The sequence below is a fragment of the Rhizobium anhuiense genome (assembly GCF_003985145.1).
GTDB classification, from domain to species: Bacteria; Pseudomonadota; Alphaproteobacteria; order Rhizobiales; family Rhizobiaceae; genus Rhizobium; species Rhizobium anhuiense.
This window is the reverse complement of sequence record NZ_ML133527.1, coordinates 1-14,153: the sequence shown is the minus strand read 5'-3', so window position 1 is coordinate 14,153 and position 14,153 is coordinate 1. Positions and strand designations below refer to the sequence as shown.

Annotated in this window: 16 protein-coding genes, 1 pseudogene and 1 riboswitch; of the genes and pseudogenes, 9 read left to right on the top strand and 8 right to left on the bottom strand. The window is 62.2% G+C overall.

All coding sequences use genetic code 11. The features are described from left to right. Nucleotides 1-76 precede the first annotated feature (76 nt). Genes gcvP through gcvT form a run of 3 tightly spaced genes read right to left on the bottom strand, consistent with a single transcriptional unit; the run spans nucleotide 77 to nucleotide 4,462 of the window. Nucleotides 77-2,941: an aminomethyl-transferring glycine dehydrogenase gene (gene gcvP, locus EEQ99_RS18480; RefSeq protein WP_127430893.1), complete on the bottom strand. Its 2,865-nt coding sequence runs from the start codon at nucleotides 2,939-2,941 to the stop codon at nucleotides 77-79. Beyond that, nucleotides 2,941-3,303, bottom strand: coding sequence for a glycine cleavage system protein GcvH (gene gcvH / locus EEQ99_RS18475; protein ID WP_047609939.1), 363 nt, complete (start codon nucleotides 3,301-3,303; stop codon nucleotides 2,941-2,943). The genes gcvP and gcvH overlap by 1 nt, the downstream gene beginning before the upstream one ends. A gap of 22 nt (nucleotides 3,304-3,325) precedes the next feature. Then, nucleotides 3,326-4,462 carry a glycine cleavage system aminomethyltransferase GcvT gene (gene gcvT, locus EEQ99_RS18470; protein ID WP_097622396.1) on the bottom strand — a complete coding sequence of 379 codons (1,137 nt, stop codon included), beginning with the start codon at nucleotides 4,460-4,462 and terminating at the stop codon, nucleotides 3,326-3,328. 157 nt (nucleotides 4,463-4,619) lie between these two features. Continuing rightward, nucleotides 4,620-4,712, bottom strand: a riboswitch (glycine riboswitch). 158 nt (nucleotides 4,713-4,870) lie between these two features. Between gcvT and EEQ99_RS18465 the strand changes: the two genes are divergently transcribed. Then, complete coding sequence (locus EEQ99_RS18465) at nucleotides 4,871-5,251, top strand: hypothetical protein (RefSeq protein WP_063475246.1); 381 nt, start codon at nucleotides 4,871-4,873, stop codon at nucleotides 5,249-5,251. A gap of 72 nt (nucleotides 5,252-5,323) precedes the next feature. After that, nucleotides 5,324-6,367 carry a copper chaperone PCu(A)C domain-containing protein gene (locus tag EEQ99_RS18460; RefSeq protein WP_127430892.1) on the top strand — a complete coding sequence of 348 codons (1,044 nt, stop codon included), beginning with the start codon at nucleotides 5,324-5,326 and terminating at the stop codon, nucleotides 6,365-6,367. A 78-nt stretch (nucleotides 6,368-6,445) separates the two neighbouring features. Here the strand turns inward: EEQ99_RS18460 and EEQ99_RS18455 are convergent, their stop codons facing one another. After that, nucleotides 6,446-6,712 (bottom strand): hypothetical protein, encoded by a 267-nt coding sequence (locus EEQ99_RS18455; RefSeq protein WP_127430891.1) that lies wholly within the window; start codon nucleotides 6,710-6,712, stop codon nucleotides 6,446-6,448. 121 nt (nucleotides 6,713-6,833) lie between these two features. Here EEQ99_RS18455 and crcB point away from each other — a divergent pair, with 121 nt between their 5' ends. The 7 genes from crcB to EEQ99_RS18420 all read left to right on the top strand — a co-directional run bounded on the left by crcB (nucleotide 6,834) and on the right by EEQ99_RS18420 (nucleotide 12,380). After that, on the top strand, nucleotides 6,834-7,211 hold the full coding sequence (gene crcB, locus EEQ99_RS18450) for a fluoride efflux transporter CrcB (RefSeq protein ID WP_127430890.1): 378 nt from the start codon (nucleotides 6,834-6,836) through the stop codon (nucleotides 7,209-7,211). A 94-nt stretch (nucleotides 7,212-7,305) separates the two neighbouring features. Continuing rightward, nucleotides 7,306-8,298, top strand: coding sequence for an RluA family pseudouridine synthase (locus EEQ99_RS18445; RefSeq protein WP_127430889.1), 993 nt, complete (start codon nucleotides 7,306-7,308; stop codon nucleotides 8,296-8,298). Continuing rightward, the gene (locus tag EEQ99_RS18440) at nucleotides 8,295-8,948 is read left to right on the top strand and encodes an HAD-IA family hydrolase (RefSeq protein WP_097543629.1); all 654 of its coding nucleotides are present in this window, start codon (nucleotides 8,295-8,297) and stop codon (nucleotides 8,946-8,948) included. Before EEQ99_RS18445 ends, EEQ99_RS18440 begins: the two co-directional genes overlap by 4 nt. A 9-nt stretch (nucleotides 8,949-8,957) precedes the next feature. Continuing rightward, nucleotides 8,958-9,743: an ATP12 family chaperone protein gene (locus tag EEQ99_RS18435; protein ID WP_047609920.1), complete on the top strand. Its 786-nt coding sequence runs from the start codon at nucleotides 8,958-8,960 to the stop codon at nucleotides 9,741-9,743. A 67-nt stretch (nucleotides 9,744-9,810) separates the two neighbouring features. Then, complete coding sequence (locus EEQ99_RS18430) at nucleotides 9,811-10,269, top strand: calponin homology domain-containing protein (RefSeq protein ID WP_047613903.1); 459 nt, start codon at nucleotides 9,811-9,813, stop codon at nucleotides 10,267-10,269. Nucleotides 10,270-10,316: 47 nt separating this feature from the next. Then, on the top strand, nucleotides 10,317-11,849 hold the full coding sequence (locus EEQ99_RS18425) for an acyl-CoA carboxylase subunit beta (RefSeq protein ID WP_047609916.1): 1,533 nt from the start codon (nucleotides 10,317-10,319) through the stop codon (nucleotides 11,847-11,849). Nucleotides 11,850-11,987: 138 nt separating this feature from the next. Beyond that, a complete protein-coding gene (locus tag EEQ99_RS18420; RefSeq protein ID WP_047609914.1) occupies nucleotides 11,988-12,380 on the top strand; it encodes a DoxX family protein in 393 nt (130 codons plus the stop codon). Between the two features lie 42 nt (nucleotides 12,381-12,422). On the opposite strand, the gene EEQ99_RS18415 is transcribed toward EEQ99_RS18420, so the two are convergent. The 4 genes and pseudogenes from EEQ99_RS18415 to EEQ99_RS18400 form a co-directional block, all read right to left on the bottom strand. Beyond that, nucleotides 12,423-12,737 (bottom strand): DMT family transporter, encoded by a 315-nt coding sequence (locus tag EEQ99_RS18415; protein ID WP_127430888.1) that lies wholly within the window; start codon nucleotides 12,735-12,737, stop codon nucleotides 12,423-12,425. A gap of 178 nt (nucleotides 12,738-12,915) precedes the next feature. After that, nucleotides 12,916-13,383 (bottom strand): YaiI/YqxD family protein, encoded by a 468-nt coding sequence (locus EEQ99_RS18410; protein WP_047609910.1) that lies wholly within the window; start codon nucleotides 13,381-13,383, stop codon nucleotides 12,916-12,918. Nucleotides 13,384-13,393: 10 nt separating this feature from the next. Beyond that, nucleotides 13,394-13,867, bottom strand: coding sequence for a GNAT family N-acetyltransferase (locus tag EEQ99_RS18405; protein ID WP_127430887.1), 474 nt, complete (start codon nucleotides 13,865-13,867; stop codon nucleotides 13,394-13,396). Then, nucleotides 13,867-14,153, bottom strand: a pseudogene (locus EEQ99_RS18400) (S-(hydroxymethyl)glutathione dehydrogenase); the annotation flags it as partial. The pseudogene EEQ99_RS18400 and the gene EEQ99_RS18405, both read right to left, overlap by 1 nt.

Here is a 14,153-nt window from a genome sequence, read left to right as displayed (position 1 = left end):
CAGAATGAGGAAAGCCCCTCCCATGATGGAAGGGGCTTGGATTGCTCGGCTTTCGCTACGGCGTCAGGTGTGAGCGTTATTCGGCTGCCTCTGCGTAGCTTTCCACCGGCGGGCAGGTGCAGATCAGGTTGCGGTCGCCATAGACGTTGTCGACGCGGTTGACTGGGGACCAATATTTGTCGACGCGGAAGGCGCCGGGCGGGAAGCAGGCCTGTTCCCGGCTGTAGGGACGGTCCCATTCGCCGACGAGGTCTTCGACCGTGTGCGGGGCGTTCTTCAGCGGGTTGTTGGTCTTGTCCATGCGGCCATCCTCGATGGCGCGGGCTTCCTCGCGGATCGCCAGCATCGCCTCGCAGAAACGGTCGAGCTCGGCTTTGGTCTCGCTTTCCGTCGGCTCGATCATCAGCGTGCCGGCGACCGGCCAGCTCATGGTCGGCGCATGGAAGCCGCAGTCGATCAGACGCTTGGCGACGTCGTCGACGGTGACGCCCGAGCTGTCGACCAGCGGGCGGGTGTCGATGATGCATTCATGCGCGACCCGGCCAGTCTTCGACTTGTAGAGCACGTCATAGGCGCCCTTCAGCCGGGTGGCGATATAGTTGGCGTTGAGGATCGCCACCTTGGTCGCCTGCGTCAGGCCTTCGCCGCCCATCATCAGGCAATAGCTCCAGGAGATCGGCAGGATCGAGGCGGAGCCGAAGGCGGCGGCCGAGACCGCACCCGAACGGCCGTCGGTTTCGGGATGGCCCGGCAGGTGAGGCGCCAGATGCGCCTTGACGCCAATCGGGCCCATGCCGGGGCCGCCGCCGCCATGCGGAATGCAGAAAGTCTTGTGCAGGTTCAGATGGCTGACGTCGGAGCCGATGTCACCGGGGCGGGACAGGCCGACCATGGCGTTCATGTTGGCGCCGTCGAGATAGACCTGGCCGCCATGCTCATGCACCAGATCACAGATTTCCTTCACCGTTTCCTCGAAGACGCCGTGAGTCGAGGGATAGGTGATCATGCAGCAGGAGAGATTTGCCGCATGCTGCTCAGCCTTAGCGCGGAAATCGTCGAGATCGATATCGCCATTCTCGCGGACCTTGACGACGACCACCTTCATGCCGACCATCTGGGCCGAGGCCGGGTTGGTGCCATGCGCCGAGGTCGGGATCAGGCAGACGTCACGATGGCCGTCGCCGTTGGCGATATGATAGTTGCGGATCGTCAGCAGGCCGGCATATTCGCCCTGCGCGCCGGAATTCGGCTGCATCGAGAAGGCGTCGTAGCCGGTAACGGCGCAGAGCTTTTCGATCAGGTCGTCGATCATCTCGCGGTAGCCGAGCGCCTGGTCTGATGGCACGAAGGGATGGATGTCGGAAAATTCCGGCCAGGTGATCGGCAGCATTTCCGCCGTCGCATTGAGCTTCATCGTGCAGGAGCCGAGCGGGATCATCGAGCGGTCGAGCGCCAGATCCCGGTCTGAGAGCCGGCGGATGTAACGCGTCATCTCGCTTTCGGCGCGGTTCATGTGGAAGATCGGATGGGTGAGGTAGTCGCTGGTCCGAAGCAGGCCCTTCGGCAGGCGATAGGAAGGCTCGAAATCGGCAATGGTGAAATTGCCGCCGAAGGCGCGCCACACGGCTTCCAGCGTCGCAGGGCGGGTGCGCTCGTCGAGGCTCATGCCGATCCGGGTTTCGCCGACCTTGCGCAGATTGACGCCTTCGGCAACGGCGGCGCGCAGGATCAGGCCCTGCATGTGGCCGACATCGACGGTGATCGTGTCGAAGAAGGTGTCGGGTTCCACCTTATAGCCGAGCTTTTCCAGGCCCTTGGCCATCAGCACGGCTTTCTGGTGCACCTGCTGGGCGATCGCCTTGATGCCCTTCGGACCGTGGAAGACGGCATACATCGAGGCCATGACGGCGAGCAGCACCTGGGCGGTGCAGATATTCGACGTCGCCTTCTCGCGGCGGATATGCTGCTCGCGGGTCTGCAGCGACAGGCGATAGGCACGGTTGCCACGGGCATCGACGGAAACGCCGACGAGACGGCCGGGCATGGAGCGCTTGATGGCATCCTTGACCGACATATAGGCTGCATGCGGGCCGCCATAGCCGACCGGGACGCCGAAGCGCTGCGAGGAACCGATTGCGATATCGGCGCCCATTTCGCCGGGCGATTTCAGCAGCGTCAGCGCCAGGATATCGGCGGCGACGATAGCGATGGCGCCGGTCTGGTGCAGGCGCGCGATCAGGCCGGTAAAATCATGCACGTGACCATGCGTGCCCGGATACTGGAAGATCGCCCCGAAGACATCGACGGGGTCGAGATCGGTGAAGGGATTGCCGACGATGACGCTCCAGCCGAGTGGCTCGGCGCGGGTGCGGATGAGGGCGATGGTCTGCGGATGACAGTCTGCATCGACGAAGAAGGCTTTTGCCTTCGACTTGGCGACGCGCTCGGCGATGGCCATGCCTTCGGCGGCGGCGGTCGCCTCGTCGAGCAGCGAGGCGTTGGCGACGTCGAGGCCGGTCAAGTCGCAGATCATCGTCTGGTAGTTGAGCAGCGCTTCCAGGCGGCCCTGGCTGATCTCCGGCTGGTAAGGCGTATAGGCCGTATACCAGGCCGGGTTCTCCAGGATGTTGCGCTGGATGACAGGCGGCGTGATGGTGCCGTAGTAACCCTGGCCGATCAGCGAGACCAGCACCTTGTTCTTGTTGGCGGTCTCGCGCAACTTGTCGAGCGCCTCACGCTCGGTCATCGGCGCGCCCCAGACGAGCGGCGCCTTCTGGCGGATCGAGGGCGGCAGTGTCGCGTCGATCAGGCCGTCGAGGCTGTTATAGCCGATCACCTTCAGCATGTCGGTCATCTCAGCCGGCGAGGGGCCGATATGGCGGCGATTGGCGAAATCGTAGGGCTGATAGTCGGTAAACTGGAATTCCGTCGGCGTCGTCATTACGCAGTGAGCTCCTTGTAGGCCGCCTCATCGAGCAGGCCATCGGCGTCCGCAGGATTTGCAAGCTTCAGCTTGAAGAACCAGCCGGCTCCCTGAGGATCGGAATTGACCAGCGACGGATCGGCAACGATGGCCGGATTGACCTCGGTGATCTCGCCATCAAGCGGACAATAGACGTCGGAAGCAGCCTTGACGGATTCAACGGTCGCGGCATTGCCGTTCTTGGAGAAGGTCGCGCCGACTTCCGGCAGTTCGACGAAAACCAGGTCGCCGAGCTGATCGACGGCATAGTTGGTGATGCCGACCGTCGCAACGCCGCCTTCGATCTTCAGCCATTCGTGTTCTTCGGTAAATTTCAGCATTGTTCGTCCTCTCTGGAAAAGGTTAGCGTTTGTAGGTCGGTGTGACGAAGGGCAGGGCGCTGACGGTGATCGGCAGATATTTGCCGCGCACCTCGGCGTAGACGAGTGTGCCCGCCGCAGCATAAGAGATTGGCACGTAACCCATGGCGACGGGGCCTTCGACGCTGGGACCGAAGCCGCCCGAGGTGACTTCGCCGATTTCGACCTTGCCCTCGGCATCGGCATAGAGCTTGGCATGGCCGCGTACCGGGGCCTTGCCTTCCGGCTTCAGGCCGACGCGGCGGCGCGCGGCGCCGTTTTCGAGTTCGGAAAGGATGCGGCCGGAGCCGGGGAAGCCGCCGGCGCGTGCACCACCGCCGCGCCTTGCCTTCTGCATGGCCCATTCCAGCGCCGCCTCGACCGGTGAGGTGGTCGTGTCGATATCATTGCCGTAGAGGCAGAGGCCGGCTTCCAGCCGCAGCGAATCGCGGGCACCAAGCCCGATTGCCTGGACGTCGGGATGTTCGAGCAACCGCATGGTGACATCCTCGGCCTTGTCTGATGGAATCGAGATTTCAAAGCCGTCCTCGCCGCTATAGCCGGAGCGCGAGACAAGACAGGAAACGTCGTGCAGGCGGCAGTGGCGCACATCCATGAATTTCATCGCCGCGACGTCGGCCCAGAGCTCGGCGAGAACCTCGACGGCACGCGGTCCCTGCAGCGCGATCAGAGCACGATTGAGAAGGGTGATATCGCATTGGTCGCCGATATGGGTCTGCAGATGGGCGAGGTCGGCTTCCTTGCACGACGCGTTGACGACGACGAAAAGATGATCGTCGAGATGGGTGATCATCAGGTCGTCGAGAATGCAGCCGGTGTCGTCGGTGAAGAAGCCATAGCGCTGACGGCCCTCGGCAAGGCCCAGTATGTCAACCGGCACCAGGCTTTCGAGCGCCAGCGCGGCATCTTCGTAGCTGCCCGATTTCGCCTTCACGATCACCTGGCCCATATGGGAGACGTCGAAGAGGCCGGCTTCGGTGCGGGTATGAAGATGTTCCTTCATGACACCTGCAGGATATTGCACCGGCATGTCATAGCCAGCGAACGGCACCATGCGGGCGCCGAGCGAAAGATGCAGGGCATGCAGCGGGGTTTTCTTCAGGGCAGCAGTATCGTCCAAAAGACGCCTCCGGGGTTTGCGCCTTCTCAGGAAGGCGCGGGCTCAAATCTGAAGGCGCGGTTGCGCACTTCTCTCCTGAGCCCCCTCTGTCCTGAGTGCCTGAGATTGTTATCCCTTCGGCGAGCGTTTCGAGAACGCTTCTCTCCAGAGTTCCGTCTGCCCCTTGCTGGTCCTTTTGCCTGAGAGTTTCCGGGGCGGTTGCTCCTTCGGCACCGGTGGCGAAAGCACCGGATTCTCCCAACAAGGTTGGCGCAATTATCCGGCGGGTGCAGCGCTTGGCAAGGGGCAAATGTCGTGACCGGGCAAATTTTTGTCGTCTTATTCCAGCCAAGCCCTAATCTGCGGCAAATCTGCTTTTGCATTCGGCGGGGAAACCGGCTATCGCGACATGCTGTTGAAGGGGATCTCATGCGGCAGACCGGACTGAAAGCGACGCTCTTCCTGCGCATGCTTTGCGCATTGAGCTTGGTTTTGCTCGGCCTTGCCCATCAGGCGCCGCAGGCTGCCGCCGCCGAGGGCTACGATGCCGCGGCCTATGTGCTGCCCGACGGCACCTTCGCCTCGCTCTGCGTCACCATAAAGGACGCCGACGGCAAGACCCTTACCTTCAAACCGAATTGTGAAGCTTGCCGGCTGTCGGCCTCGGTCATCCTGCCGACGCCGGATGCGGGCTCCTGGCTCGAGCGCAAGCTCGGCTCGCTGATCAACGCGCCGGTCGAAATCTCTGTCGTTGTCGGCGCAGGCGCCGTCAGCCGGGCGAATTCCCGCGCGCCCCCCATCCTCGCCTGATCTGTTATCGCAACCATGATCAGTAATGCCGGTCCACTTGAGAGAAGTCCGCGGCCGGCGAGGAGATATCCGATGAAAACTTTCGAAAAAATTGGCAAGACATTCGGGCTTGCCGCCATTCTTTCCGCCACCGCTTTTGCCGGCGCCGAGGCGCATGTGACCTTCCTCGACAAGCAGGCAAAGCAGGACAGCACCATTCTCGCCACATTGCAGCTGCCGCACGGCTGCGACGGCAAGGCGACCACGGAAGTGCGGGTCAAGCTGCCGGAAGGTTTCGTCTTCGCCAAGCCGCAGCCGAAGGCCGGCTGGGAGCTCGAGGTGATCAAGGGCGATTACCAGAAGACCTACGACAATCACGGCGACAAGGTGAAATCAGGCGCGATCGAGATCCGCTGGAAGAACGGCAATCTCTCCGACGATTTCTATGACACCTTCGTGATCCAGGGTAAGGTTTCGGGCGTCGGCACCTCGCTCGCCTTTCCGGTGACGCAGATGTGTGGCGATACCGTCGCGGCCTGGGATCAGGTGGCGAAGGAGGGCGACGACGCGCATGGGCTGAAAAGCCCGGCGCCGCTCCTGAAGGTCGTCGCCGGCGAAGGTCACGGCCACGATCATGACGACATGGCCGGCATGGACATGACCGGTAAAACCGGCATGGACATGACCGGTAAAACCAGCATGGACATGTCCGGTATGGCGGGCTTGGGTGCTGCGGCGCCCGCCGGCGAAACGGTCAAGGCCGGCGATCTCGAAATCTCCGGCGGCTTCGCCAAGGCGATGCTGCCCGGCCAGCCGGTCGGCGGCGGTTTCTTCACGGTGAAGAACAACGGCCAGACGGATGATCGGCTGGTGTCGGTGAGCTCGCCTGCATCAGGCGAGGTTCAGATCCACGAGATGGAGACCAAGGACAATGTCATGCGGATGCGCCAGCTGAAGGACGGCATCGCCATCGCTGCCGGCGAGACGGTCAAGCTCGAGCCCGGCAACCTGCATCTGATGTTCCAGAAGGTGAAGACGCCGTTCAAGCAGGGCGACACGGTGCCGGTGACGCTGACCTTCGAAAAGGCCGGTAAGGTCGATCTGGTGCTGCAGGTATTGTCGGCCCAGGGCAAATAAGAGCAGCGGCAGTTAGGACAGACAAGCCCGCGGTTGCGATTGCAGCCGCGGGCTTTTCGTTCGGGGAAGGCGGATGCCTCAGAAATCTTCGTAGGATCGCAGCGCCTGTTTCAGGCCCGCCTGCGGTTGGCGATTGCCTTTGGCCATCAGGTCGAGCGCCACCTCCGTCGACTGGATGATGCTGGAGGGCTCGTCGATCTCGTCGGTGCTCTCAGCCTTCACTTGCCGGTCGGCAAGGCGTCGTGCGTCGCGCGCCGCCGTGCTCGTCGCGACACGCTGCGGGATGCGCAGCGATTCGAAGGCAACGGCGGCGGTGTTGGCCGATATCGACAGCAACTGGGTCATGCCATCACCGTATCGGCATGATCTTGGCGCCATCATAAGAAAATCATTGGCATTTTACAAAATGGTAAGAATTCATAGGGGTTCGGTTAGAATCACTTTCGCAACGCGGTAAATCCGGCTCATGATCCAGGCTCTTCTCGTCGCCGTCGGCGGCGCCATCGGTTCCCTCCTCAGATATTATGTCGGCCAGTGGGCGCTGAGGCTCATGGGGCCAGGCTTTCCCTGGGGCACGCTCGCCGTCAATGTCGTCGGCTGCTTCGTCATCGGCGTCTTCGCCGAGCTGATCGCGCGGAAGTTCAACGCCTCGGTGGAACTGCGCCTGCTGCTGATCACCGGCTTCCTTGGCGGCTTCACCACCTTCTCGGCTTTCTCGCTCGATGCCATCTCATTGTTCGAGCGTGGTGAGGCTGTTGCCGGCGGCGTCTACATCGTTGCGAGCGTCGGGCTTTCGATGGCGGCTGTCATCGCGGGCCTTGCCGTCATGCGCGCTTTGGCCTGATTTCTTTTCCGGTTTCCGTTTTGCGTGAAAATGCTCTAAAGGCAGCGGCAAGAACGCCGGCTCGGCCCGCGCAGCAATTTCCGAAAGATTTTTCATGGCTGGCATAGAACATATCAAGGTTGAACCCGACGAAGCCGGCATGCGGCTCGATCGCTGGTTCAAGGTGCACTTTCCGGGGCTCGGTTTCGGCCCGCTGCAGAAACTGCTGCGCTCCGGCCAGGTGCGCGTCGACGGTGGACGTGTCAAATCGGATGCACGCGTGCAGCCCGGCCAGACGGTGCGCGTGCCGCCGCTCGATGTCGATGCCAAGCTGAAATCCGGACCGATCGCCGGCAAGGATCTCAAGCATTCGACCGATTTCGAACTGCTGTCGCGCATGGTGCTGCATGAGGACGACAAGGTGATCGTGCTCAACAAGCCCTCCGGTCTTGCGGTGCAGGGCGGCTCCGGCGTCGCCAGGCACATCGACCAGATGCTCGAAGCCTGGACCAGCCCGAAAGGCGAGAAGCCGCGGCTCGTTCATCGCCTCGACCGCGACACGTCAGGGGTTCTCGTGATCGCCCGTACGCGTGGCGCCGCGCAGAAGCTGACGGCGGCCTTCCGCGAGCGCGACACCAAGAAGACCTATTGGTCGCTGGTCAAGGGCGTGCCGCGTAAGCATGAGGACAAGATCTCGACCTGGCTGGTCAAGGAGCCGACTGCCGACGGCGACCGCATGCGGATCGCCAAACACGGCGAAGACGGGGCGGACCATGCCGTCTCCTTCTACCGTGTGCTCGAAACCGCCGCCCAGAACCTCGCCTGGCTGGAGATGGAGCCCTATACCGGCCGGACCCATCAGCTGCGCGTCCATGCCCTGCATATCGGCCACCCGATCATCGGCGATCCGAAATATTTCGACGACGATCCGAATTGGGATTTTCCGGGCGGCGTCCAGAAGAAGCTGCATCTGCACGCGCGTCACATCGACATTCCGCACCCGTCCGGCGGGCGGCTGCGCGTCAGCGCGCCGCTGCCGCCGCACATGGTCCAGACCTGGAACCTTCTCGGCTTCGATCTCTCCAGTGCCGAAAGGGACGACGAATGAAACTGGCGCTTTTCGATTGTGATGGCACGCTGGTCGATAGCGCCGGTCTGATCCACGAAACCATGCGCCGGACCTTCGATAAGTTCGGCAAACCGGAACCGCGATTTGACGACACCAAGGCGATCATCGGCCTGTCCCTCGATATTGCGATCGCCCGTATGCAGGGCAGGCCGCATGTGGAACAGGAAGACATCGACATGACGGCGCATTACAAATCGCTGTTTTCGATCGTGCGTCAGGATCTTGATTACAAGGAGCCGCTGTTTCCCGGCATTCGCGAGATGATCGATGCGATCAGCGGCCGCGAGGACCTGCTGATCGGCGCGGTGACCGGCAAATCCAGGCGTGGGCTGAAGTTGGTGATGGAGACGCATGGCTTCGACGAGCATTTCATCGTCGCACGGACCGCTGACGATTGCCCCTCCAAGCCGCATCCGGCCATGGTGACGGAATGCTGCGATGAAACCGGCATGAATGCTGCCGACACCATTGTCATCGGCGATGCCGTTTACGATATGCAGATGGCAAAGGCTGCCGGCGCCAAGGCGATCGGTGTTGCCTGGGGCTATGCCAGCGTGGATGAGCTGATCGCCAACGGCGCTGATGCCATCGCCTACCATCCGAACGAGATATTGCGTCATTTTTCCTGAGGTGAGCACATGCGCGATCTGCTGAACGACCTTTCCGAAGGCCTGAGCCATCCCGATCCCATCCGCCGCGCGCAGATCCAGATGAAGAAGCCGCTGCCGAAGCGTTTCTATACCGACGTCTCCGTTGCCGAGCACGAGGGCGGTTTTGCGATCACGCTCGACGGCAAGATGGTGCGCACGCCGGCGCGGCAGGTTCTGGCCGTTCCGACAGAGGTGCTGGCGCGGCTTGTCGCGGCCGAATGGCAGGCGCAGGGCGAGGAAATCAATCCGGTGAGCATGCCGGTAACACGGCTCGTCAACACCGCGCTCGACGGCGTTACCGCCAATGCGCAGGCGATTTTCGAGGATATCCTGCGTTTTTCCTCCAGCGACCTGCTCTGCTATCGCGCCGATGGGCCGGAATTGCTGGTCGAACGGCAGGCGGAGCGCTGGGACCCCGTCATCGACTGGGCGGCAAACGATCTCGGCGCTCGCTTCATCCTTGTCGAAGGGGTGATGCCGCAGGAGCAGCCGCGCGAGGCGACCGCCGCCTTCGCCGTCACGCTCGCCAGATATGACAGCGCGATGGCGCTTGCAGCACTCCACACGGTCACCACGCTCACAGGTTCGGCGATCCTGGCGCTCGCCTTCGCCGAGGGCCGGGTGACGATGGAGGAGGCCTGGTCGCTTGCCCATCTCGACGAGGACTGGACGATCGAGCATTGGGGCAGCGACGAGGAAGCTGAGGAGCGGCGGGCCAAGCGCTTTGCCGAGTTCAAGGCGGCGACGGATGTTTTTTTCGCCCTAAGCGCCTGAAACATATTGCCTTCCCAGGCATTATGGCGAAATCTGCGACTCCAACGGGGTGGTGCGGGATTTTGCAATGAATTGGCTGAGGTCGTGTTTTTGCCGGGCCGCACTCGTCTGTATCGCGCTCACGGCCTGCGTCAGTCTCTCGGGCACGAAGCCGGAGACGCCGGTCTATGATGTGCGCAGCGCCGTCGTTCTCTCCGGCCCGAACATGCCGGCCGAGCTGCTTTCCGGCATCAACGACCGCGTCAACGCCGCGATCAACGCCACGGTGCGCAACACGGTGCTGCCGCGGGTGGTGCTGACGATCCGGGTGGTGTCCGTCGAAAAGGGCCTCGGCTTTCAGAAGGACCGCAACGTCGCCAAGATCAGCATCGACGCCGCCTCGGTCGAGGACGGCTCGGTCATCGCCGTCAGCGCCTTCGACGTGACCAGCATCGCTGCCGATCCCAAGCTTGCCGACGAGATCCTGGCCGAGGACGTTGCAGCAAGGATACGCTCGGTTTTCTCGCTCAGCGGCCGCAGCCGCTAGGACAAATCTACCGCCGGATTGCCGCCCGCAGCGGCGAGGGAGATCGCATGAAGGAAATTCTCGAAGAGCTGGAACGGCGCCGCGACATCGCCCGTCTCGGCGGTGGCAAAGCCCGCATCGACGCCCAGCACAAGCGTGGCAAACTGACGGCGCGCGAGCGCATCGACCTTTTCCTCGACGAGGGCTCCTTCGAGGAGTTCGACATGTTCGTCGAACATCGCTCCACCGATTTCGGCATGGACAAGAGCCGTGTTGCCGGCGACGGCGTCGTCACCGGCTGGGGGACGGTCAACGGCCGCACGGTGTTCGTCTTCGCCAAGGACTTCACCGTCTTCGGCGGTTCGCTGTCGGAAGCGCATGCCGAGAAGATCATGAAGGTACAGGACATGGCGCTGAAGAACCGCGCGCCGATCGTCGGCATCTATGATGCCGGCGGCGCCCGTATCCAGGAGGGTGTCGCGGCCCTCGGCGGTTATGCCGAGGTGTTCCAGCGCAATGTACTGGCCTCCGGCGTCATCCCGCAAATCTCCGTCATCATGGGGCCTTGCGCCGGCGGTGACGTCTATTCGCCTGCGATGACCGATTTCATCTTCATGGTGCGCGATACCTCCTACATGTTCGTCACCGGTCCGGATGTGGTGAAAACGGTGACCAACGAGACAGTGACGGCCGAAGAACTCGGCGGCGCCGTCGTCCATACGGTGCGCTCGTCGATTGCCGACGGCGCCTATGACAATGATGTCGAAACGCTGTTGCAGGTGCGCCGGCTGATCGATTTCCTGCCGCTGTCGAATACCGCGCCGCTGCCGGAGATCGAATGTTACCAGTCGGTGACAGAAATCGACGCCTCTCTCGACACGCTGGTGCCGGCGAGCGCCAACAAGCCTTACGATATCAAGGAACTGATCCGGAAGGTGGCGGACGAGGGCGATTTCTTCGAGATCCAGGCGAGTTTTGCCGGCAACATCGTCTGCGGTTTCGGCCGCGTCGAAGGCTCCACCGTCGGCTTCGTAGCCAACCAGCCGATGGTGCTGGCCGGGGTTCTCGACAGCGACGCCTCGCGCAAGGCGGCCCGTTTCGTGCGCTTTTGCGACTGCTTCAATATTCCGATCGTCACGTTTGTCGACGTGCCGGGCTTCCTGCCGGGCACGGCGCAGGAATATGGCGGCCTCATCAAGCACGGCGCCAAGCTGCTCTTCGCTTACGCCGAGGCAACGGTGCCGAAGCTCACCGTCATCACCCGCAAAGCCTTCGGGGGTGCCTATGACGTGATGGCGTCGAAGCATCTGCGCGGCGACCTGAACTATGCCTGGCCAACGGCGCAGATCGCCGTGATGGGCGCCAAGGGCGCGGTCGAGATCATTTTCCGCAAGGATATCGCCGATCCCGAGAAGATCGCCGCACATACGAAAATGTACGAGGATCGGTTCCTCTCGCCCTTCGTCGCCGCCGAGCGCGGTTATGTCGACGAGGTGATCATGCCGCATTCGACCCGCAGGCGGCTGGCGCGCGGCCTGAAGATGCTGCGCAACAAGGATCTCGCCAATCCGTGGAAGAAACACGACAACATTCCGCTTTAACGTTTCCGCCGAATAAAGCTGCGCGATCGGGTGTTTACCCGCTGTCGAAAATGTGAACGGCCGTCAGTGATCCGTGTGTTCAATCGCTGACGAGGACGGGCTAACGCTCGGCTGTAATTGTTTTAATGGAGAGGTTTAATGTCAAGTTTCGAGCGTCTTTCTGCCTATCGCCCCTACGGGCTGGCCGCTCTCAGAATCATCACCGCACTGCTGTTCATCGAACACGGCACGATGAAGCTTTTCGGCTTCCCGGCTTCGCAGATGTCCGGCTCGCTGCCGCCGCTGATGCTTTTCGCGGCTCTTCTCGAGCTCATCGGCGGTATCCTCATTCTCATTGGCCTGCTGACGCGCCCTGTCGCTTTCCTGCTCGCCGGCGAAATGGCGGTCGCCTATTTCATGGCGCATGCGCCGAGCAGCTTCTTCCCGGCGGTCAACCAGGGCGACGCCGCGATCCTGTTCTGCTTCGTCTTCCTCTACCTGTTCTTCTCCGGTCCCGGCGCTCTCGCCGTCGACAACCGCAAGACAGTCTGAACCGTAGCTGAGGGACGTCGCCGACGCCCCTCAGCCTCAATCTCAGGCAGTGAGTTTGAGGCCGGCGATACCGCCGACGATCAGCATGGTGCAGGCAAGACGGGAGACACTTGCCTCATCGCCAAGCAGCCAGATGCCAAGCAGTACGGTGCCAACCGTGCCGATGCCGGTCCAGACCGCGTAGGCGGTGCCGATCGGCAGGTGCTTTACCGCCAGGCCGAGCAGCACGATGCTGATCACCATGGATATGACGGTCAGCGTGGTCGGCAGCGGCCGCGTGAAACCCTCGGTATATTTAAGACCGATCGCCCAGCCACATTCGAAAAGGCCGGCGAGAAAAAGCAGAAACCAAGCCATACGACTCTCCTTGTTCAAGAGCGAGGCCGTCCCCGCGACGGTTGCATCCTGAGGGATGCCGCAGTCGTCTGCGATGGGGCGTATATGCGTGAGGAGACGGCTTACTTCAAGGTAGGAATCGGCATGGCTGCCATGCCACCCGTTTGTTGCTGACTTGTTTTGCTGGTTGGGGATGCGATCAGCCTTGGCCGCCGGCTTGCGCGGAAAGGCTCTTGGCGCGGCGGCAGAGGCGGTCGAAGGTTTCGAGGAAGCGTGACCGGTCTTTCGGGCTGAAGGCGGCGTTATAGCCCTTGCTCTCGCCGGTTTCACGCAAATGCGCGCCGAGATCGCGCATGGCGCTTGCCATACCGATATTGGTTTCGTCGAAGACGCGCCCGGTCGGGCCGCTGACGAAGGCGCCGGTCGCGACACAGCGCACGGCTAGCGGTACATCGGCGGTGACGACGACATCGCCCGCACCGGCGCGTTCGGCGATCCAGTTGTCGGCGGCGTCGAAGGCATTGGAGACGATGACGTTGTGGATCATCGGATCGCGCGAAGGGCGCAGGCCGGAATTGGCGACGAAGGTCACTTCGAGGCCGTGACGTTCGGCCACCTTGAGGATTTCCGGTTTTACCGGGCACGCATCGGCGTCGACATAGATCATGGCTATATCCTCATGCCGGCTGAATGGCCGGCTGTCTGATCATATCGATATGGGGAATGCCGTCTTCCAGATATTCCTGCGATATCCCGACAAAGCCGAAGGATTCGTAGAAACGGCGCAGATGGGCCTGCGCCGACAAGGCGATCGGATTTGCCGGGTAAAGCCGCTCACAGGCGGTGATCGCTTCGCGCATCAATGCATCGCCCAGCCGCTTGCCGCGATGGGCAGGCGAGACGACGACGCGGCCGATCTTTGATGGATCCCGCGGCTCATACGGTTTCAGGATTCGCGCCGCGCCCAGGAGCTCAGCGTCCTCCAGAAGGCGCAAATGCAGAGCATCGATATCCTTGCCGTCGAGTTCCGGATACGGGCAGTTCTGCTCGACGATAAAAACATCGACGCGCATTCTCATGAGGTCGAAGAGCTCCCGCGCGGGGAGCTCTTCGAGCTTCTTGAGATCGACCCTGTAGTTGGCTGCAGTCATCAGTACACGACCACGCCGCGGATGGACTTGCCCGCATGCATCAGCTCGAAGCCCTTGTTGATGTCATCAAGCGGCATGGTGTGGGTGATCATCGGATCGATCTGGATCTTGCCCTGCATGTACCAGTCGACGATCTTCGGCACGTCGGTGCGCCCGCGCGCGCCGCCGAAGGCGGTGCCCATCCAGTTGCGGCCGGTGACCAGCTGGAACGGACGGGTGGAGATCTCCTGGCCGGCGCCGGCCACGCCGATGATGATGGACTTGCCCCAGCCGCGATGGCTGGCTT